The organism is Sphingomonas sp. 3P27F8 (assembly GCF_005502745.1).
In the GTDB taxonomy this organism is placed as follows: Bacteria; Pseudomonadota; Alphaproteobacteria; order Sphingomonadales; family Sphingomonadaceae; genus Sphingomonas.
In genome coordinates this window covers 112,438-130,901 of the sequence record NZ_SCNL01000002.1, presented here as the reverse complement: position 1 = coordinate 130,901, position 18,464 = coordinate 112,438, and the positions used below count along the sequence as shown (strand labels likewise).

Sequence of the window (18,464 nt, the reverse complement as noted above, 5' to 3'; positions counted from 1 at the left end):
TACTCGGGATCAAGCGCAGGCTCGCCAGCGCTGGCACGTGCGGGGCAAATTCATCTGAAATCATATACTTCATACCTGTTACTGACAATTTGAGCCAAAGCGGAATGCGGGTGGGGGAGCGCCCGGCTGATCTCGGCATGTTGGGTTGAATTAACGGGTTGATTGGCAACTGGCACGGGCGCCGCGTGTCTGAAACGGAAGCGGGATGCCGATTGTCATCCGATCGGAAAATGCAATCGGGTCGTAGTAAAATCAACGAAAATCGTGTGATAACTGTTGCTTCATCGCGTTGCGCGAACAACGCGGCTGATGCCCGGGCGTGACGCGAGCTGAAGGCGGTCTTCTGACCGTTCCACCTAACGGCAGAGGCTTGCGCACTTCAAGACTGATACTTCTGGAATTGATAGTATATATCACACGAATATTCACGTAATGTGGTTCATCTGGAGGTCGATGATGAAGTGGCCGGCACGGCGCCTGACAGGCGGATCGAGAAAAAGCTTCGGCATGTATGATGAGGCTGCCGCTATGGATGCAGCCGGCTTCGATCTGATCCACCTCGAATTTGGCCGGCCCCATGCGGATACGCCGGATCATATCAAAGCGGCGGCAAAGGCCGCGCTGGACGCGGGCATCGTCCATTACGGGGATTTCCGCGGCACACCGTCGTTCCGAAAGGCGCTGACGAGAAAATTGCGCGAATTCAACCGGCTCGACTATGCCATCGATGAAGTACTGGTATGCAACGGCCTCACCCACGCGTCGTTCGCGGCGATGATGGCGGCCATCGATCCGGGCGATGAGGTGATCCTGCTCGATCCCTATTACCCGCAGCACATCGGCAAGATCGAACTGGCCGGCGGCACCGTGGTGATCGCGGAGTTGGACAGCGCGAACAACTTCGCCATCTCGCGGGATAAGATCGCCGCGAAGATTACCGAACGGACCAGGATGATCGTTCTGGTGAACCCGGCCAATCCTACCGGGCGCGTCTATAGCCGGGATGAGCTTCAGCACATCGCCGCACTTGCGATCGAACACGATCTGCTGGTTCTTTCCGACGAAGTGTACGAGCATATCACTTATGGAAACGCGAAGCATGTGAGCATCGCCAGTCTGCCCGGCATGCGCGAGCGCACGATCACCTGCTTCGCGTTTACCAAGGCATATTCGATGGATGGCTGGCGCGTGGGATACCTTGCTGCCGACGCACGACTGATGCCGGCGATCCTGCGTATCGCCATGACCGACATCACCCACGTCAACGTGTTCGTCCAGGAAGGCGCCCGCGCGGCGATAGAAGGGCCGCAGGACGCGATGCTGGCGATGGTCGAGGCCGATCGGCGCAAGCGCGACATAGTTGTTCGGGCGCTGAACCAGATGCCGGGCGTCACATGCGCAGAACCCGAAGGTACGATTTACGCGTTCCCGGATATCCGGGGCACGGGGCTGTCATCGAACGAACTGGCGATGCGTATCCTGCACGACGCGCATGTCGTGGTCGAGGCCGGCAGCTTCTATGGCCCGGCGGGCGAGGGGCATCTGCGAATCTGCTTCGGATCTGAATCCGAAAAGCGCGTCGTCGAGGCGATGGAAAGGCTGACGCGGCTTTTCAACTCGTTGTGATGGAAGCGGGTCGTTGGCACGGATACGCCGGTGTCGTGAATAAGCGCGGGATCACGGTGAATTTTTGCGGTGGCGGATCACGACTATTTCTTCGGTCGGGTTCGCTCCCACGCCGCATCCAGCACCGTTGCCGATTTGCTTCGCGAAGTGAGTGCCAGCCCCGTCAGCACAAGCTTCCGCCCGCGCAGGAAGCGGCCCTCGGTGCGCCATAATATGTCGTAGAGGGCGGTTTCCGTATGGCTCCTGTCGCCGTCCCACCAGCTTACCGAGATCAGCACGGGAAGGCGTCCGTGATCCTTGTCGACGCCTTCAATCGCCTTCAACAACCCGGCGGCGAACCAGTCGCCGGCGATGCGCGGGCCGGGAAGCGCGTCCTGCGGAGCGACGCCAAGTGCCTTGGGGAAAGTGACGGTCGCGGCACTGAACACACGATCCCCGTCGCTCAGCGCGAGTGCGTCGCCGCCGCCGGATACTTTGCCCACGAGCGTTACGACACCGCGCGCATGCTCGGCGCTGGCCTCCTGCGCGGCGCGCGCAGCTTCGTCGGCGCGGCGGCCGGACCAGTTTAGGTACAGGGTTGCCGCGCCGATCAGCATGCCGACCACGGCAAGCAGTTCCGCCAGCGTGATCCAGCGGCGTCGCGTGGCGGCCTGGTCTGCGGTTTCGCTCATCGTCCGCCCATCTCCAGCAACCGGCGTGGCGCGACCAGCTCCCAACTCCGCGCGATCCGGTCGCCGACGCGATCCCAGTCCGTATCGGTGCGGTCCAGCCGCATCGCCACCCAGCCGGACGGGCCTAGATAGGCGGGGCGGAAATAGCAGTCGGGATCCATTTCGATCAGCATCGCCTGTTCATCACTATCCGCCGCCTTCACGATCACCACGGTTTCGCCGTCCCCGTGGTGATCGTGCCAGAAATAGGCGAAGAACTTGCCCTTTTCGAGATGGAATCCGGGCGAGCCGTGGCTAGGGCGCTCCATCGCAGCCGGCAGGGTGAGTGCGATCTCTCGCACCTTTTGCAGCAATGGAGCCGGATCGGTCGTCGTCACGGTGGCTCCTTCCACAAGATGCTGCGCGCACGGCGGACGCGTCAGCGCGCCAACCACTCGGCGAGGACGCGCGGGTAAAGGCGATGTTCCTCCGCCAGCACGCGCGCGGCAAGCGTTTCGGCGTCGTCCCCGGGCAGGATCGGTACGCGGGCCTGACCCAGCACCTCGCCGCCGTCGAGTTCCTCGGTGACGACATGTACCGAGCAGCCGGCTTCTGCATCGCCGGCCGCGATGGCGCGCGCATGGGTATCGAGGCCCTTGTACCTCGGCAGCAGCGAGGGATGGATATTGACGATGCGCCCGCGCCAGCCGGCGACGAATTCGTCCGACAGCAGCCTCATGTAGCCCGCGAGCGCGATATATTCCGCGCCCGCCCGCCGGAGCGCCGCGTCGAGCGCGGTCTCATAGGCCGCCTTGCCGATGTCCTTGGGCGAGAGCGCGAAAGTGGGGATACCACGCTCGCGCGCCCAGGCGAGACCGGCGGCGTCCGGCTTGTCGGAGGCGACGACGACGATCTCATAGGCGTCACCCGCCGCCGCGACCAACGATTGCATATTCGATCCGCGCCCCGAAACGAGGATCGCGACTTTGGCCGGGGAGTTCATGCGTTGTGCGTCGCCGTCCAGCCGGCCCGCGCGCTCCAGGTTTCGACCGAGCCGCGCACCGTGCAGCCTCGCTCCCCGGCGGCGATCGTTCCAATGCGGTGGGCGGTTTCGCCGGCGGCTTCGAGCGCGGCGATGACCGTGTCCGCGACATCGGGCGCGACGATCGCCGCCATGCCGATGCCACAGTTGAAGGTGCGCGCCATCTCTTCCGGCTCGATCGCGCCCTGCGCTTGCAAGAAGGCCATGAGGCGCGGCTGGGGCCATGCATCCGCATCGATCAGCGCATGACGCTCCGCAGGGAGCACACGTGGAATATTCTCCAGCAGTCCCCCGCCGGTGATATGAGCCAGCCCCTTGATCCGCCGGTCACGCACTAGCGGCAGCAGGCTTTTCACATAGATGCGCGTGGGGGCCATCAACGTATCGATCAGCAGGCGATCCTGATCGAACAGGGCGGGGCGATCAAGCCGCCATCCCTTGTCGGCGGCGAGCCGGCGAACGAGCGAAAAGCCGTTGGAGTGGACGCCCGACGAGGCGATGCCGAGGATCACGTCTCCCACCGCGATTTCCCGCCCGGTGAGCACTTCGTCCCGCTCGACCGCGCCGACGCAGAACCCGGCGAGATCGTAATCGCCATCGGCATACATCCCCGGCATTTCCGCCGTCTCGCCACCGATCAGTGCGCATCCGGCGATTTTGCACCCTTCCGCGATCGAGGCGACGACCTGTTCCGCAACCCCGTTATCGAGCCGGCCGGTCGCGTAATAATCGAGGAAGAACAGCGGCTCCGCGCCCTGGACGATCAGGTCGTTCGCGCACATCGCGACCAGATCGATCCCGACGCCCTCGTGCCGCTCGTGCTCGATCGCAAGCTTCAGCTTGGTGCCGACGCCGTCATTGGCGGCCACGAGCAGAGGATCTCTGAACCCTGCGGCGCGCAAATCGAAGAAGCCGCCGAATCCGCCGAGATCCGCATCCGCCCCCGCCCGGCGCGTCGCGCGGGCGAGGGGGGCTATTGCGCGGACCAGGGCATTTCCGCCGGCGATCGAAACGCCGGCATCGGCGTAGGTATAAGACGTATTGCGACTATCTGTGGTCATATGCTGTGCGACTAGCCATATCTCGCTTGGATTTCCACGCTTGCTTCGCCAAAAGGCGGGCAAGATGCGTCTTCGCCCGATTTTCCTCGCTCCCGCCATCGGCGTGATACTGCTTGGCAGCGGGATCGGCATCGCGCAGATCGAAGGCGGCGATCGCGGCGTCGCGCCGATCGACAGTTCGTCGGATTTTGAAGTCAGCGGCGTGGCTGTCGATGTGTCCGCCAAGGATGCCGATGCCGCGCGCTATGGCGGCTGGCGGCTGGCGCAGCGCAAGGCGTGGGTGCAACTGTCGAAGCGTCTGGGCGCCGGTGGCGGTCTCATTGCGGACGGCACGCTCGATTCGCTCGTGTCCGGCATCGTTGTCGAGAACGAGCAGATCGGTCCGAACCGCTATATCGCGAAGCTGGGTGTGCTTTTCGATCGCGCGCGGGCGAGTGCTGCACTCGGCGTCAGCAATTATGTCAGCCGCTCCGCGCCGATGGTCGTGATCCCGGTGATGTGGACCGGCGGCACGGCGACAGTATTCGAACAGCGCACACCGTGGCAGGAGGCCTGGGCACGCTTCCGCACCGGCGGCAGCACGGTGGATTACATTCGCCCCGTCGGCAACGGCGCGGACCCGCTGCTGCTCAATTATGGACAGACGCAGCGGCCGGGGCGTGGCTGGTGGCGATCGGTGCTCGATCAATATGGCGGCAGCGATGTGCTGATGCCCACCGTCAGTCTTTCCCGCCAATGGCCGGGTGGCCCGATCATCGGGGTGTTTCAGGCGCGGGGAGGACCAGATAACCGGCTGTTCGGCCAGTTCGCGCTGCGCGTCGGCTCGCCAGCCGGGCTTGGGCAGCTGCTCGACGTCGGTGTGAAGCGGCTCGATGATCTTTATCAAACAGCGCTGAACAGCGGGGCGCTGCGGCGGGATCCCGGCCTTGCCTATGTCGCGCCGGTGGCGGCGACCGCCGAAACGGCGGCACCGGACGACTCGCAGCCGGTCGACGGCCTTACAGTGGGCGGTACGACGATCTCCGTGCAGTTCGATTCGCCAGGGGCGGCGGCGGTGAATGGCACTGAGGCGGCAATGCGCGGCGTGCCCGGGGTTTCAAGCGCGGCAACGTCCAGCCTGGCGCTCGGCGGTGTATCGGTGATGACGATAACCTATGGCGGCACCCCCGACGCCTTCCGTGCCGCGCTCCAATCCCGCGGCTGGCAGGTGTTGGGCAACGGCACCACGCTCCGCATCCGCCGCGCGCCCCAATTGCTCCCGCCGGACGTGGCGGCGGACAACGCGACCGCCGGATGAACCAGATCGCGCTGCCGCTGGAGTGGCCCGCCGATCCCCGCGACGAGGAGTTTCTGGTCACACCCTCGAACGCGCGTGCGGCACATATGGTGGAACATTGGGGCGCGTGGCCGGTGATGACCGCGCTGCTCACCGGCCCGAGGAAATCGGGGCGCAGCCTGCTTGCCCGCATCTTCGCCTCGAAAAGTGGCGGCGCGATCATCGACGACGCGGAAAAGCGCTCCGAAACCGAACTTTTCCACGAATGGAACCGCGCACAAGCCGAGCGCAAGCCGCTGCTGATCGTTGCGGATGCCCCGCCACCCGAGTGGCGGATCAAGCTCCCAGACCTGCGGTCGCGTCTGGGCGCCTCGCCGGTGGCCACGATCGGCGCGCCAGACGACGAGTTGATGCGGGTGCTGCTGGGGCGGCAGTTCCTGCGGCGCGGGCTGGATGCGCGACCCGATCTGATCGACTGGCTGGTAACGCGGATCGAGCGTAGTCATATTGCTGTCATGCGAACGGTGGATGCGCTGGACCAGGAGGTGCTGGAGCGCCGCAAGCGGCTGTCGATCCCGCTGGCGCGCACCACACTTGCCGCCGCCGCCCTTATCCCGCTCCCGACGACGGATTACGAATGACCCGCCCAGCCCATATCGCCGCCAGCATCCGCGAAGACGACGATCCGTTCGAGCCGAGCACGTCGGGGCGTTATTTCAATCGCGAGCTTTCGTGGCTGGCGTTCAACCGGCGCGTGCTGGAGGAGGCGTGCAATCCTGCGCATCCGTTGCTGGAACGGTTGCGGTTCCTGTCCATTTCCGGCTCGAACCTCGACGAGTTCTTCATGGTTCGCGTCGCCGGGCTGAAGGGGCAACAGATTCTGGAGGTGGAGGCGCGCTCCGCGGACGGGCTGACGCCGACCCAGCAGCTGAACGCAATCACCGCGGCGGCGGACAAACTGCTGATGGATCAGGAGACCGTATGGCGCGATATCCGCCATGCGCTGGCTGATACCGGTCTTCAGGTGCTGGGCTCGAGCCGGGTCGATGCGGTGCTCTCGGCGGAGGAGATCGCATGGCTGGAAACGCATTTCCGCGAGCAGCTTCTGCCGATCCTGACGCCGCAGGCGCTCGATCCTGCGCATCCCTTCCCGTTCATGCCCAACAAGGGCCTGGCGGTGATGTTCGATCTGATGCGGCTCTCCGACGACGAGCCGATCCGTGAACTGGTGATGCTTTCCGCGTCGATGCGTCGTTTCGTCAGGCTGCCGGGTGAGCAGGCGCGCTACGTGGCGATCGAATCGATCGTCAAGCGGTTCTCGCACGTGCTGTTCCCCGGTTATCGTGTGCTCGGCGCGGCGGAATTTCGCGTGCTGCGCGATAGCGATATCGAAATCGAGGAAGAGGCGGAGGATCTTGTCCGCTACTTCGCCAATGCGATCAAGCGGCGGCGGCGCGGGCGGGTCATCCGTCTGGAGCTGGAAACCGGGATGCCAGATGCGCTGGAAAACGCGCTGCGCGGTGAACTGGGCGAGGCCGGCGCGCTGATTACCGAGAGCGGATCGTTCCTGGGAATCGGGGATCTCGATCAGCTTTACGAAGAAGATCGGCCAGATCTGAAATTTCCGCCATTCACACCGCGCTTTCCCGAACGCATCCGCGAGTTCGGCGGCGATTGCTTCGCCGCAATCCGCTCGAAGGACATCATCGTCCACCACCCTTACGAGACGTTCGACGTGGTGCTGGCCTTTCTGAAACAGGCTGCGAACGACCCGGACGTGGTGGCGATCAAGCAGACGCTGTATCGCGCCGGCAAGCAGTCCGCGGTCATCAACGCGCTGATCGCCGCTGCGGAGGCGGGCAAGTCCGTGACGGCGGTGGTCGAATTGAAGGCGCGCTTCGACGAGGAGCAGAACATGCTGTGGGCCAGCGCGCTCGAGCGCGCCGGCGTGCAGGTGGTCTATGGCTTCATCGACTGGAAGACCCATGCCAAGATATCGATGGTGGTGCGGCGCGAGGGCGGGCAGTTCCGCACTTACTGTCATTTCGGCACCGGCAATTATCACCCGATCACCGCACGCATCTATACCGATCTCAGTTTCTTCACCGCCGATCCGCGCATCGGGCGCGATGCGGCGCAGGTGTTCAATTACATCACCGGCTATGTCGAGCCGCAAGGGATGGAGCTTCTCGTCATCTCCCCGCGCGGTCTGCGTGACCGGCTGATCGAACTGATCGACGCAGAGATCGCCTTCGCACGTGCAGGCAAGCCTGCGGCAATCTGGGCGAAGATGAATTCGGTGGTCGATCCTGCGATCATCGAGAAGCTCTACGAGGCGAGCGGGGCCGGGGTGGAGATCGATCTGGTCGTGCGCGGCATCTGCTGCCTGCGCCCGAAGGTGCCGGGAATGTCGGATAACATCCGGGTGAAATCGGTGATCGGGCGCTTCCTTGAGCACAGCCGCATCGCGTGTTTCGGCAATGGGGCGGCATTGCCCAACGATGGGGCGCATGTGCTGATCTCATCGGCAGACTGGATGCCGCGCAATTTCGATCGCCGGGTCGAATATATGTTGCCGCTCATCAACGAGACGGTTCACGATCAGGTGCTCGATCAGGTAATGGTGGCGAACCTTATCGATGACGAGCAAAGCTGGGAGCTGGAGCCGGACGGCAGCTACGTTCGCCTGAAGCCCGGTGACAAACCATTCAACCTCCACCGTTATTTCATGACCAACCCGTCGCTTTCCGGGCGCGGCGCGGCGCTCGCCGAGGGCGGCGAGGTGCCGACCCTTTCGCTCCGCCGGCAGGGCTGAGGAACCCCGGTGGCGGCGCCGCGCACGGCGATCATCGATATCGGATCGAACTCGATCCGACTCGTCGTCTATCAGGGGCCGGCGCGGCTGCCGGCGATCCTCTTCAATGAAAAAGTGCTCGCGGGGCTGGGAAGAAGCCTGGCGCAGACCGGCGCGATCGATGCGGAAGCGATGGCGGCGGCGGAGATCGCGCTTGCCCGTTTCGAGGCGCTGACCCGGGAGATGCGGTGCGACACGGTTCGCACCGTCGCAACGGCGGCTGCACGAGATGCCGCCAACGGCGACGACTTGCTGGCGATCGCGGCGCAACACGGCCTGACCGTGGAACTGCTTTCCGGGGAGCAAGAGGCGCGGGCGGCAGGGTATGGCGTGATTTCCGCGATACCCGGTGCGGATGGAATCGTCGGCGATCTTGGCGGCGGCAGCCTCGAGCTTGTCCGCGTCAGGGACGGGGCGATATTGCAGCACGCATCCTTCCCGCTCGGCGTGCTGCGTATCGCGGCACTCCGCGAAAAGGGCGGTCTGGACCGGAGGGTCGGAAAATTGCTGCGCGATGCCGGATGGGGCGGGGCGGGCAAGGGGTTGCCGCTGTATCTCGTCGGCGGATCATGGCGCGGGCTGGCGCGGCTCGACATGGACCGGACCCATTATCCGCTGCCGATCATCCACGAATATGCGATGACCGCGGAAACGGTGACGCGGCTGGGGCGCACGATATCGCATCTTGCAAAGGGACGGCTGAAGGCAGTGCCTGGCCTGTCCACCGGCCGGATCCCGACCTTGGGCGATGCGGCGGCGGTGCTGACCTCATTGCTCAAGCACCTGAAAAGCCGGGGCACGATCGTTTCAGCTTACGGCCTGCGCGAGGGATTGCTCTATGGCGCGCTGGATGAGCGGACGCGCGCGCAGGACCCCTTGGTGGTCGCAACGCGCGACGAGGGGCGGCGGGCGGGCCGCTTCCCCGAACATGGCGATCTGCTTTACGAATGGATCGCGCCGCCGTTCGCCGGTGAATCCGGCGCGGATGCGCGGCTGCGCCATGCCGCCTGCCAGCTTGCCGATGTGGGCTGGCGCGCGAACCCGGAATTCCGCGCCGAGCGCGGAATGGAGATCGCCCTTCACGGCAATTGGGTCGGCGTCGATGCGCGCGGCCGTGCGATGATTGCGCAGGCGCTGTGGACCGGGCTTGGCGGGAGCACCGCGAGCGCGCCGCCACTGCCGCTGCTGGCCAGCGATCTCGATCTGCGACGCGCGGTTGGCTGGGGGCTTGCGATGCGGCTCGGCCAGCGGTTGTCCGGTGGGCTGGCGGGGCCATTGCAGCGCTCGCATCTGTCAATCGATGCCAAAACGCTCACGCTTGATCTGAATTCCGAGGATCAGGGCCTTTATGGCGAAGCGGTCGAGAAGCGGCACAATGCGCTGGCGGCGGCGCTGGGCCGCGCGCCGATCGTCACCGCGTGAAGATTGTCATCCGCAGTTGAGGCTGCGGATGATGTTGCGCTCGCCAACGTTGATGTTCAGCCGGTCCGCCCGAAAGTCCATTGTCGCCGCCTGACCGGGATAGAGCACGCGAACGCTACGGGCGCCGGCGGCGCGTTGTGCCTGGCGGACGAGCGCAGGGCGGAACGGGGCACCGACGAAGCGCTGCGCCGGGCCGGCGCGACATTCGCGTACCGGCCCCGGCATCCCGGGGCGGTCATCGACGCAGCCGGCGAGCGCAATCAGCGGCAGCGCGGCGAAAAGGGCCTTGGTCATGCGGCAGTCCCCTCTGTTCGTGTCATCTTGAGCTTGCCACTCTGGACCGCGAAGCCGAGCCTTCCCTCGACCAGATCGAGTGCGTCACGCCCGAACTGATCATAGCGCCAGCCGGTGAGAATCGCGAGGCCTTCACGCTGCCCGGCCGCCAGCGCCTCCAACTCTTCGCCGCGCGCGAGCAAGCGCGGCGCGACATCGATATCGCGCGCGCGAATCTTCAGCAGCAGTTTCAACAGATCGGCGACCAGCGAGCCTTCCTTGCCCAGCCCCGGCTTGCGATCGTCGCGCGGCGGCATCTCGCTGGCGGGCATCGGCGCAGCCTCGGCGATCGCGGTCATGAGGCGCTTGCCGATATCGTTCGAGGCCCAGGTTGCGGAAAGCCCGCGGACCTTCGACAGGTCGGCCTGTTTCTTCGGCGGATGGCCGGCGAGATCGGCCAGCGTTTCATCCTTCACGATGCGGCCGCGCGGCAGATCCTTGCTGCGGGCTTCCAGCTCGCGCCATTTGGCGATCGCCTTCAGCCGCCCCAGCACATCGGGCTTGCGACCGGATATCCGCACGCGCTTCCACGAAAGCTCGGGATCGTTCGCGTAGTTCGCCGGATCGGCGAGCCGCTCCATCTCCTGATCCAGCCACGCGCCACGCCCGGTCTTTTTCAGGCGTTCGAGCATCTTGGGGAAGATGTTCGAAAGGTGTGTCACGTCGCCGATCGCATAATCCACCTGCCGCTGATCGAGCGGGCGGCGCGACCAATCGGTGAAGCGCGCGCCCTTGTCGATCTGGATACCGAGCCAGCTATCAACCAGGTTCGAATAGCCGATCTGCTCCCCCTGACCGAGCGCCATCGCCGCCACCTGTGTGTCGAACAGCGGATAAGGAGTCTTGCCGGTCAGGTTGTAGATGATCTCGATATCCTGGCCGCCGGCGTGGAATACCTTCAGGACTTCCTCATTATCGACCAGCAGATCCAGCAACGGCGCCATATCGAGCCCCGGCGCCTTTGGATCAATGGCCGCTGCCTCTTCGGTATCGGCGATCTGGATCAGGCACAGCTCGGGCCAGTAGGTGCTTTCGCGCATGAATTCGGTATCGACGCAGATGAAGGGGGCGTCTGCGAGGCGCGCGCACAGATTGGCGAGCGTCGCATTGTCGGTGATCAGCGGGTGAACATGCATAAGCCGCCGCCCATAGCCCCACGCGCGCGCCTTGACAAAGCGTGGATGGAAGGGGAGGGCGCGGGCTTTCATTTACCCGCCATTCCGGCGGCCCCCGTTCCGACGGGGTGATGCCAGTCAGAGATCACAAGATGCACGCCTACCGCACCCATAATTGCGCCGCGCTGACCGCCGCGAATGTCGGCGACGCCGTTCGCCTTTCGGGCTGGGTTCATCGCAAGCGCGACCATGGCGGCGTATTGTTCGTCGATCTGCGCGACCATTACGGGCTGACCCAGATCGTGGCGGACAGCGATTCGCCCGCGCTGCCGGTGCTGGAATCGCTGCGCACCGAATCGGTCGTCACGATCGACGGCAATGTGAAGAAGCGTTCCGACGCGACGATCAATCCCAACCTCGCCACCGGTGAGATCGAGGTATTCGCAACCGCCGTGACCGTCCAGTCGGTGGCACAGGAACTGCCGATGCCGGTCGCGGGAGAGGCGGAATATCCGGAAGATATCCGCCTGCGCTATCGCTTCCTCGATCTGCGGCGCGAAAAGCTGCACGCCAATATCATGCTGCGGTCAGCGGTGATCGCCTCGATCCGCAAGCGGATGATCGACCAGGGCTTCACCGAGTTCCAGACGCCGATCCTGACCGCTTCCAGCCCCGAAGGCGCGCGCGACTATCTCGTTCCCAGCCGTGTGCACCCCGGCAAATTCTATGCGCTGCCGCAGGCCCCGCAGATGTTCAAGCAACTCCTGATGGTTGCCGGCTTCGATCGCTATTTCCAGATCGCGCCCTGCTTCCGCGACGAGGACGCGCGCGCCGATCGCTCGCCGGGAGAGTTCTATCAGCTCGATTTCGAGATGAGCTATGTCACGCAGGAAGACGTGTTCGCCGCGATCGAGCCAGTATTGCACGGCGTATTCACCGAATTCGCGGACTGGCAGGGCAAAGGGCGCACCGTCAGTGCCCTGCCGTTCCGCCAGATACCGTATCGCGAGTCGATGCTGAAATACGGCAACGACAAGCCGGACCTGCGCAACCCGATCCTGATTTCCGATGTCTCCGCGCATTTCGCCGGGTCCGGCTTCGGCCGCTTCGCCGCGATCGTCGAGGCCGGTGATGTAGTCCGCGCTATCCCCGCGCCGAAAACGGCGGAGAAATCGCGCAAGTTCTTCGACGATATGAATGCCTGGGCGCAGGCGGAAGGGTTCGCGGGGCTCGGCTATGCGACGCGCAAGGGCGGCGAATGGGGCGGCCCGATCGCGAAGAACCATGGCGAGGACAAAATGTCCGCGCTGGCCGACGAACTCGGGCTCGGCCCGGACGACGGCATCTTTTTCGCCGCTGGCAAGGAAGGACAGGCAGCGAAGCTCGCCGGCCTCGCCCGCACGCGCGTGGGCGAACAACTCGGCCTGATCGACGAAAGCCGCTTCGAATTCTGCTGGATCGTCGATTTCCCGATGTTCGAATATGACGAGGACAACAAGAAGATTGATTTCAGCCACAACCCGTTCAGCATGCCGCAGGGCGAACTGGACGCGCTGGAGACCAAAGACCCGCTCGATATCCTCGCCTATCAATATGACATCGTTTGCAACGGCGTAGAGCTGTCTTCCGGCGCGATCCGAAATCACCGGCCCGAAATCATGTACAAGGCGTTCGAGATTGCCGGGTATAGCCGCGAGGACGTCGATACGAACTTTGCGGGGATGATAAACGCGTTCAAATACGGCGCGCCGCCGCACGGCGGCTCCGCGCCCGGCATCGATCGCATCGTGATGCTGCTCGCCGATCAGCCCAACATCCGCGAGGTGATCGTCTTCCCGATGACGCAGAAGGCGGAAGACCTGATGATGGGGGCGCCCAGCTTCGTTTCGGCCAAGCAGCTTCGCGAACTCAATCTTCGCTCCACCGCCGATATCGCCAATGTGGACAAGGCGGTGGCACCGGGCGCCGGATGAGATCATGTCTGGCGTCAGGCGCGCTTTCACGGCAGGCTGGCGCAATGATCGATCTTGCCGATTATGAGAAGGGAAAACCCTACCGGGGTAATTACCGTCGCGATCTCGCCAAGCTGCAGCAGCGGCTGAGGAAGATACTGGTCGCCCATATCGAGCATGCGCGCCCCGCAGTCGTGATGCTGGAGGGCTGGGATGCGGCGGGGAAGGGCGGTATCATCCAGCGGCTCGTGAGCACCTGGGATCCCCGTCATTTCGAGGTCTATCCGATCTCAGCACCGACGCCAGAGGAAAAGGCGCATCCCTTCCTCTGGCGCTTTCGCAACAAACTGCCCGCACCGGGCGACGTCACGGTATTTGATCGCAGCTGGTACGGGCGCGTGCTGGTGGAGCGGGTCGAGGGCTTTGCGACCCGCGCGGAATGGAAACGCAGTTACGGCCAGATCAACGATTTCGAGACGCGGCTAGTCGATTCGGGCACGACGCTGGTGAAGCTGTTTGTCCATGTCGGGCAAAAGGAGCAGGACAAGCGCCTGCGCGAACGCATCGATGATCCCTGGAAACGCTGGAAAACCGGGTTGGAGGATTATCGCAACCGCGCCAAGCGCGCCGACTATCTGGAGGCGATGCACGAGATGTTCGAGCGCACCGATACCGGCGCCGCCCCGTGGCATGTGATCGACTGCAACCACAAGAAGGCTGGCCGGATAGCGGCGCTCACGGTGGTGGCGGACGTTTTGTCCGCCAACGTGCCGATGGATCCGCCCACGCTCGACCCGGAACTGGCCCGCATCGCGCACGAGGCGCTGGACGGGTAAACGGGCTGCCTCTCGCCGGGTCAGGCGGGCGCGAACTCGCCGTCCGCGCCCATGACCCACAGCACGCCGCCACGGATCGAGAACCATGCGCCGCGCAACGCAAGCTGCCCCGCGGCTTCCGCCTCGCGCACGCAAGGGAAACTGCGCAGGTTGGCGATGCTGACCCGTACGGTTTCAAGCTCAAGCTGGTGTGCGGCTTCCTCACCGTCTCCATATTGCGCGGCGACGCGATCCCGCGCTTCGTCCAGCATGTCGATCCAGCGCGCGATGAAGCCGCCTTCGCCCGGCTTCGCCTCTTCGAAGCGGCGGGTAAGCGACGCATGGACGCCCCCGCATGATCCGTGGCCCATGACGACCACTTCCTGCACCTTGAGCTGCGTCACCGCGAATTCCAGCGCGGCCGATACGCCGTGGCGACCGCCACCCAACTCGAACGGCGGCACGAGGTTTGCGACATTGCGCACGACGAAGATTTCGCCCGGGGACACGTCGAAAACGGTCGCCGGATCGGTGCGGCTGTCCGAACAGGCTATCACCATCACCTTGGGGCTCTGCCCCTCCGACAATTCGGCCCAGCGCTCGCGCTGTTCGATCCAGCCATGTTCGCGGAAACGCCGATATCCGGCGACGAGATCGGTAAAGTCGGTCATGACGCCGCTCTTAGCGCGTTGTCTCGCCCGTGTGCAGACGCTATCTGCGCTGTCATGAACGAGATGTCCCCCGTCACTGCGCCGCGCACCCGCAAGCCTGACTGGATCCGTGTGAAGGCGCCGACCTCGACCGGCTTCGCCGAGACCAGGCAACTCATGCGTCGCCTCAACCTGGCGACCGTATGCGAGGAAGCGGCCTGCCCGAACATCGGGGAATGCTGGACGAAGAAACACGCGACGGTGATGATCCTCGGCGATACGTGCACCCGCGCCTGCGCCTTCTGCAACGTCAAGACGGGTATGCCGCGGGCGGTCGATCCGCTCGAGCCGGAGCATGTCGCGGTCGCGGCGGCGGAGCTGGGGCTGGAGCATATCGTCATCACCTCGGTCGATCGCGACGATCTGCCGGATGGCGGCGCGTCGCAGTTCGTGAAGGTGATCGAGGCGCTGCGCCGCAACACGCCGAACACGACGATCGAGATTCTGACACCCGATTTCCGCAACAAAGCGGATCGCGCGGTCGAGTCCATCGTGGCGGCGCGGCCCGACGTGTATAATCACAACCTTGAAACCGTGCCGCGGCTTTACCCCACGATCCGGCCCGGCGCCCGCTATTACGCTTCGCTGCGGCTGTTGGAGAGCGTGAAGCGGCACGATCCGTCGATTTTCACGAAATCCGGCGTGATGGTGGGCCTCGGCGAAGAGCGGCTGGAAGTGCATCAGGTGATGGATGACATGCGCTCCGCCGACATCGATTTCCTGACGATGGGGCAATATCTCCAGCCGACGCCGCGCCACGCGAAGGTCGCAGATTTCGTCACGCCCAAGGCGTTCGATGCTTATGCCGCAATCGCCCGGGCCAAGGGCTTCCTGCTGGTAGCCGCTTCGCCGCTGACCCGATCCAGCTACCACGCCGGTGACGATTTCGCGAAGATGAAGGCGGCGCGAGAGGCGCAGTTTGCCAAAGCATAAGGAAACGCGCCGGCTGCCCTATACGAGCGAGCAGATGTTCGATCTGGTCGCCGATGTGGCCCGGTATGCGGAATTCCTGCCGTGGGTGATCGCGATGCGCGTGCGCAGCGATAGCGCGGAGGAGACGATCGCCGACATGATCGTCGGCTTCAAAGGGCTGCGCGAAACGTTTACCTCGCGCGTTGTGAAGCAGCGGCCAGGCAAATTGCATGTCGATTACGTCGACGGTCCACTCAAGTTCTTGCACAATGACTGGACGTTCCGACCCGACGGCGACGGGTGCTTCGTGGATTTTTCGGTAGACTTCGCGTTCAAGAACCGGGTGTTCGAAATGATGGCAGGTCAGGTCTTCGCGGCGGCACTGCGCCGGATGATCGGCGCGTTCGAGGATCGCGCCAGGGCGCTTTACGGCCCTGGAGCGTCGCCTGAGACCGGCATTAACAGATCGAGCGCGCACAACGCGGCCTGAAGCCGGATACCGCTACGGCCGATATCGCCGAACAGGTGCTTGTCCGCCACCACATCTGCCGGATCGCCGACCCGCTCCGCACGCGCAAAGACGACCGTCCCGACCGGCTTCTTTTCCGATCCGCCCCCGGGGCCGGCGATGCCTGTTATGGCGACAGCAACATCGGCATGCGTCACTTCCAGCGCGCCCTGCGCCATGCTCCACGCGACCGCGATCGATACCGCGCCGAACGTATCGATCACGTCGTTGCTGACGTGCAGCAGGGCGTGCTTGGCCTCGTTCGAATAAGTGACGAGGCTTGCCTCCAGCACATCGGACGAGCCGGGAATTTCGGTCAGCGCGGCGGCGACGAGCCCGCCGGTGCAGCTTTCCGCCACGGCGATGCGGCGGCCTGCCGCGCGATTGGCCTCGATCACCCGCGCTGCGGCCTCAACGAGTTCGGCTGGGAGGAAGCTGTCCGTCATTGTGATGAGGCCGCGCATACGGGAAGGTCGGGAACGGCGGCAACCTGCTTCCCGCGCGCCTTGCGGGTCTTGAGATATTGCAGCGTCGCCACGATGATCCCGGCGGTATTACGCGCGGGCAGCGGCTCGAGCAGAGTCACCAGCCGATCGATCGTGGGGCAGTCCGCGGACTGGACGTGACCGACAATCTGCGGCGCAAAGATCGAGGTTAGCAGCGGCCGCGCATAATCGGATTGGAGCAACAGATCGACCGCCGGGTCGCTCAGCTTGACGATCGCCGCACGAGCAGCGGGCCATGCCGAGTCGGCGGCGCTCTCATACCGGGCGAGAAACGCGCTCGTGGGCCTGCGAACAAGGCTGGCGGCGGGAAGGGCGGTGCAGACCCGGCCGGTTTCACGGATGATATCCGGCATCGCAACGAGCGCTATCGCTTCGGCGTCGGCTGCTGACAGGCATGGCGTCTGTGCCGCTGCGATACCCGGCAGCGTGGCGAGCGCCAGCGAGGCGGCGATACGGGCGATCATAAGGTCGTCGCCGGCAGGGACGCGGTGACGATCGCCTGAGCCGCGATACCCTCGCCCCGACCGGCGAAGCCCAGGCGTTCTGTGGTAGTTGCCTTCACGCTGACCCGATCGATCGACAGCGCGAGAAGTTCCGCGACACGTGCGCGGATCGCGTCCCGATGCGGGCCGATCTTCGGGGCCTCGCAGATCAGCGTGAGATCGACGAATGTCATCCGGCCGCCCCGGGCCGCAAGCAGCGATAGGGCGTGGCGCAGGAACTGCCCCGATTCGGCCCCGCGCCATTGCGGATCGCTCGGCGGGAAATGCATGCCGATATCGCCCGCCGCGATCGTTCCGAGCAGCGCATCGGTGATGGCGTGGAGCGCAACGTCGGCGTCGCTGTGCCCTGAAAGGCCCTGATGATGCGGGATCAGCACGCCGCCGAGCCAGAGCTCCTCACCATCTTCGAGCCGGTGAACATCGAACCCCAGCGCAGAGCGGGTTTCCACGCCCGTCCGCCCTTCCACCGCCGCGATATCGCCCGGATAGGTGATCTTTTCCAGCATCCGATCGCCCTGCACCAACGCCACCGATCCGCCAAGCGCACGGACCATCTGGGCGTCGTCGGTGGCCTCCCCGCCGCTCCACCGGCGGTGCGCTTCCGCGAGACGATCGAAGCGGAATGCCTGTGGCGTTTGTACGCGGTGCAGCGACTCGCGGGATACCGTGCGGCCGTCGTCGTGCACAAGCGTATCGGCAAGCGGCAGGACGGGCACGGCGCCGTCGTTCGAATCCAGCGCGGCGAGCACCCGATCGATAACCGCAGCGGGAAGGAACGGGCGCGCCGCGTCATGGACCAGCACGCGATCGGCTCCGGCGAGCGCGGCGATCCCGGCCGCAACCGATTCGCGCCGCGTCGCGGCGCCTGTCACGAAGCGCGCGTCGTGGAGTGCTTCCGTCAAAAGCGATTCCTGTCCCTCGCCAATCACCACCAGCACCTCGTCTATGCACGGATGGCTCCTGAGCGCATCATAACCCCAGGCGAGCATCGGACGACCGCGGATCGGCAAATATTGCTTGGGAAGCGTCGTGCCCGCCCGTTCTCCACGGCCGGCAGCCACGATGATTGCAACGGTCCTCATGGCGCGGCGCCTTAGGCCTGTCGAACGCGCCGGGCAATGGATGGTGGTGCCGGAGAAAATCCGGGGCGGCCAGACAGGGGGGAACGGCCGCCCCGTA

Annotated in this window: 19 protein-coding genes; 9 read left to right on the top strand and 10 right to left on the bottom strand. The window is 64.7% G+C overall.

Going from position 1 to position 18,464, the window contains the following annotated elements; all coding sequences use genetic code 11:
* The first annotated feature begins 456 nt into the window (after positions 1-456).
* Positions 457-1,626 carry an aminotransferase class I/II-fold pyridoxal phosphate-dependent enzyme gene (locus FFS35_RS03225; protein ID WP_137785688.1) on the top strand — a complete coding sequence of 390 codons (1,170 nt, stop codon included), beginning with the start codon at positions 457-459 and terminating at the stop codon, positions 1,624-1,626.
* An 83-nt stretch (positions 1,627-1,709) separates the two neighbouring features.
* On the opposite strand, the gene FFS35_RS03220 is transcribed toward FFS35_RS03225, so the two are convergent.
* From FFS35_RS03220 to purM, 4 genes are read right to left on the bottom strand one after another with little or no spacing between them, the layout of a single operon-like run.
* Positions 1,710-2,297, bottom strand: coding sequence for a hypothetical protein (locus tag FFS35_RS03220; RefSeq protein WP_137785687.1), 588 nt, complete (start codon positions 2,295-2,297; stop codon positions 1,710-1,712).
* A complete protein-coding gene (locus tag FFS35_RS03215) occupies positions 2,294-2,674 on the bottom strand; it encodes an MmcQ/YjbR family DNA-binding protein (protein WP_249341424.1) in 381 nt (126 codons plus the stop codon). Before FFS35_RS03215 ends, FFS35_RS03220 begins: the two co-directional genes overlap by 4 nt.
* 41 nt (positions 2,675-2,715) lie before the next feature.
* The gene (gene purN / locus FFS35_RS03210; RefSeq protein ID WP_137785686.1) at positions 2,716-3,279 is read right to left on the bottom strand and encodes a phosphoribosylglycinamide formyltransferase; all 564 of its coding nucleotides are present in this window, start codon (positions 3,277-3,279) and stop codon (positions 2,716-2,718) included.
* Positions 3,276-4,379 carry a phosphoribosylformylglycinamidine cyclo-ligase gene (gene purM / locus FFS35_RS03205; RefSeq protein ID WP_137785685.1) on the bottom strand — a complete coding sequence of 368 codons (1,104 nt, stop codon included), beginning with the start codon at positions 4,377-4,379 and terminating at the stop codon, positions 3,276-3,278. Before purM ends, purN begins: the two co-directional genes overlap by 4 nt.
* Positions 4,380-4,443: 64 nt before the next feature.
* On the opposite strand from purM, the gene FFS35_RS03200 reads away from it, so the two are divergent.
* The 4 genes from FFS35_RS03200 to FFS35_RS03185 are packed head-to-tail and all read left to right on the top strand — an operon-like array spanning position 4,444 to position 9,931.
* Complete coding sequence (locus tag FFS35_RS03200; RefSeq protein ID WP_137785684.1) at positions 4,444-5,676, top strand: heavy-metal-associated domain-containing protein; 1,233 nt, start codon at positions 4,444-4,446, stop codon at positions 5,674-5,676.
* A complete protein-coding gene (locus tag FFS35_RS03195; RefSeq protein ID WP_137785683.1) occupies positions 5,673-6,296 on the top strand; it encodes a DnaA/Hda family protein in 624 nt (207 codons plus the stop codon). The genes FFS35_RS03200 and FFS35_RS03195 overlap by 4 nt, the downstream gene beginning before the upstream one ends.
* Positions 6,293-8,470 (top strand): RNA degradosome polyphosphate kinase, encoded by a 2,178-nt coding sequence (locus FFS35_RS03190; protein WP_137785682.1) that lies wholly within the window; start codon positions 6,293-6,295, stop codon positions 8,468-8,470. The genes FFS35_RS03195 and FFS35_RS03190 overlap by 4 nt, the downstream gene beginning before the upstream one ends.
* Positions 8,471-8,479: 9 nt before the next feature.
* Positions 8,480-9,931 carry a Ppx/GppA family phosphatase gene (locus FFS35_RS03185; RefSeq protein ID WP_137785681.1) on the top strand — a complete coding sequence of 484 codons (1,452 nt, stop codon included), beginning with the start codon at positions 8,480-8,482 and terminating at the stop codon, positions 9,929-9,931.
* Between the two features lie 6 nt (positions 9,932-9,937).
* Here FFS35_RS03185 and FFS35_RS03180 read toward each other — a convergent pair whose 3' ends face one another.
* Both FFS35_RS03180 and rnd read right to left on the bottom strand, forming a co-directional pair.
* A complete protein-coding gene (locus FFS35_RS03180) occupies positions 9,938-10,225 on the bottom strand; it encodes an I78 family peptidase inhibitor (RefSeq protein WP_137785680.1) in 288 nt (95 codons plus the stop codon).
* On the bottom strand, positions 10,222-11,400 hold the full coding sequence (rnd, locus tag FFS35_RS03175; protein ID WP_137785933.1) for a ribonuclease D: 1,179 nt from the start codon (positions 11,398-11,400) through the stop codon (positions 10,222-10,224). Before rnd ends, FFS35_RS03180 begins: the two co-directional genes overlap by 4 nt.
* Before the next feature lie 131 nt (positions 11,401-11,531).
* Between rnd and aspS the strand changes: the two genes are divergently transcribed.
* Both aspS and FFS35_RS03165 read left to right on the top strand, forming a co-directional pair.
* The gene (gene aspS / locus FFS35_RS03170) at positions 11,532-13,352 is read left to right on the top strand and encodes an aspartate--tRNA ligase (protein WP_137785679.1); all 1,821 of its coding nucleotides are present in this window, start codon (positions 11,532-11,534) and stop codon (positions 13,350-13,352) included.
* 44 nt (positions 13,353-13,396) lie between these two features.
* A complete protein-coding gene (locus tag FFS35_RS03165; RefSeq protein ID WP_137785678.1) occupies positions 13,397-14,167 on the top strand; it encodes a polyphosphate kinase in 771 nt (256 codons plus the stop codon).
* A gap of 20 nt (positions 14,168-14,187) precedes the next feature.
* Here the strand turns inward: FFS35_RS03165 and FFS35_RS03160 are convergent, their stop codons facing one another.
* Entirely contained in the window at positions 14,188-14,817 is a 630-nt protein-coding gene (locus tag FFS35_RS03160) for a carbonic anhydrase (RefSeq protein ID WP_137785677.1), read from the bottom strand.
* A 54-nt stretch (positions 14,818-14,871) separates the two neighbouring features.
* Here FFS35_RS03160 and lipA point away from each other — a divergent pair, with 54 nt between their 5' ends.
* Positions 14,872-15,789 carry a lipoyl synthase gene (gene lipA, locus FFS35_RS03155; protein WP_137785676.1) on the top strand — a complete coding sequence of 306 codons (918 nt, stop codon included), beginning with the start codon at positions 14,872-14,874 and terminating at the stop codon, positions 15,787-15,789.
* Positions 15,776-16,258, top strand: a complete 483-nt coding sequence (locus tag FFS35_RS03150; RefSeq protein WP_137785675.1) for a type II toxin-antitoxin system RatA family toxin — start codon at positions 15,776-15,778, stop codon at positions 16,256-16,258. Before lipA ends, FFS35_RS03150 begins: the two co-directional genes overlap by 14 nt.
* Here FFS35_RS03150 and FFS35_RS03145 read toward each other — a convergent pair.
* The 3 genes from FFS35_RS03145 to FFS35_RS03135 are packed head-to-tail and all read right to left on the bottom strand — an operon-like array spanning position 16,195 to position 18,367.
* The gene (locus FFS35_RS03145) at positions 16,195-16,722 is read right to left on the bottom strand and encodes a CinA family protein (RefSeq protein WP_137785674.1); all 528 of its coding nucleotides are present in this window, start codon (positions 16,720-16,722) and stop codon (positions 16,195-16,197) included. The two genes, FFS35_RS03150 and FFS35_RS03145, sit on opposite strands and share 64 nt — an antisense overlap.
* Positions 16,719-17,246, bottom strand: a complete 528-nt coding sequence (locus FFS35_RS03140) for a hypothetical protein (RefSeq protein ID WP_137785673.1) — start codon at positions 17,244-17,246, stop codon at positions 16,719-16,721. The genes FFS35_RS03145 and FFS35_RS03140 overlap by 4 nt, the downstream gene beginning before the upstream one ends.
* On the bottom strand, positions 17,243-18,367 hold the full coding sequence (locus FFS35_RS03135) for a bifunctional 2-C-methyl-D-erythritol 4-phosphate cytidylyltransferase/2-C-methyl-D-erythritol 2,4-cyclodiphosphate synthase (protein WP_137785672.1): 1,125 nt from the start codon (positions 18,365-18,367) through the stop codon (positions 17,243-17,245). Before FFS35_RS03135 ends, FFS35_RS03140 begins: the two co-directional genes overlap by 4 nt.
* Positions 18,368-18,464 lie beyond the last annotated feature (97 nt).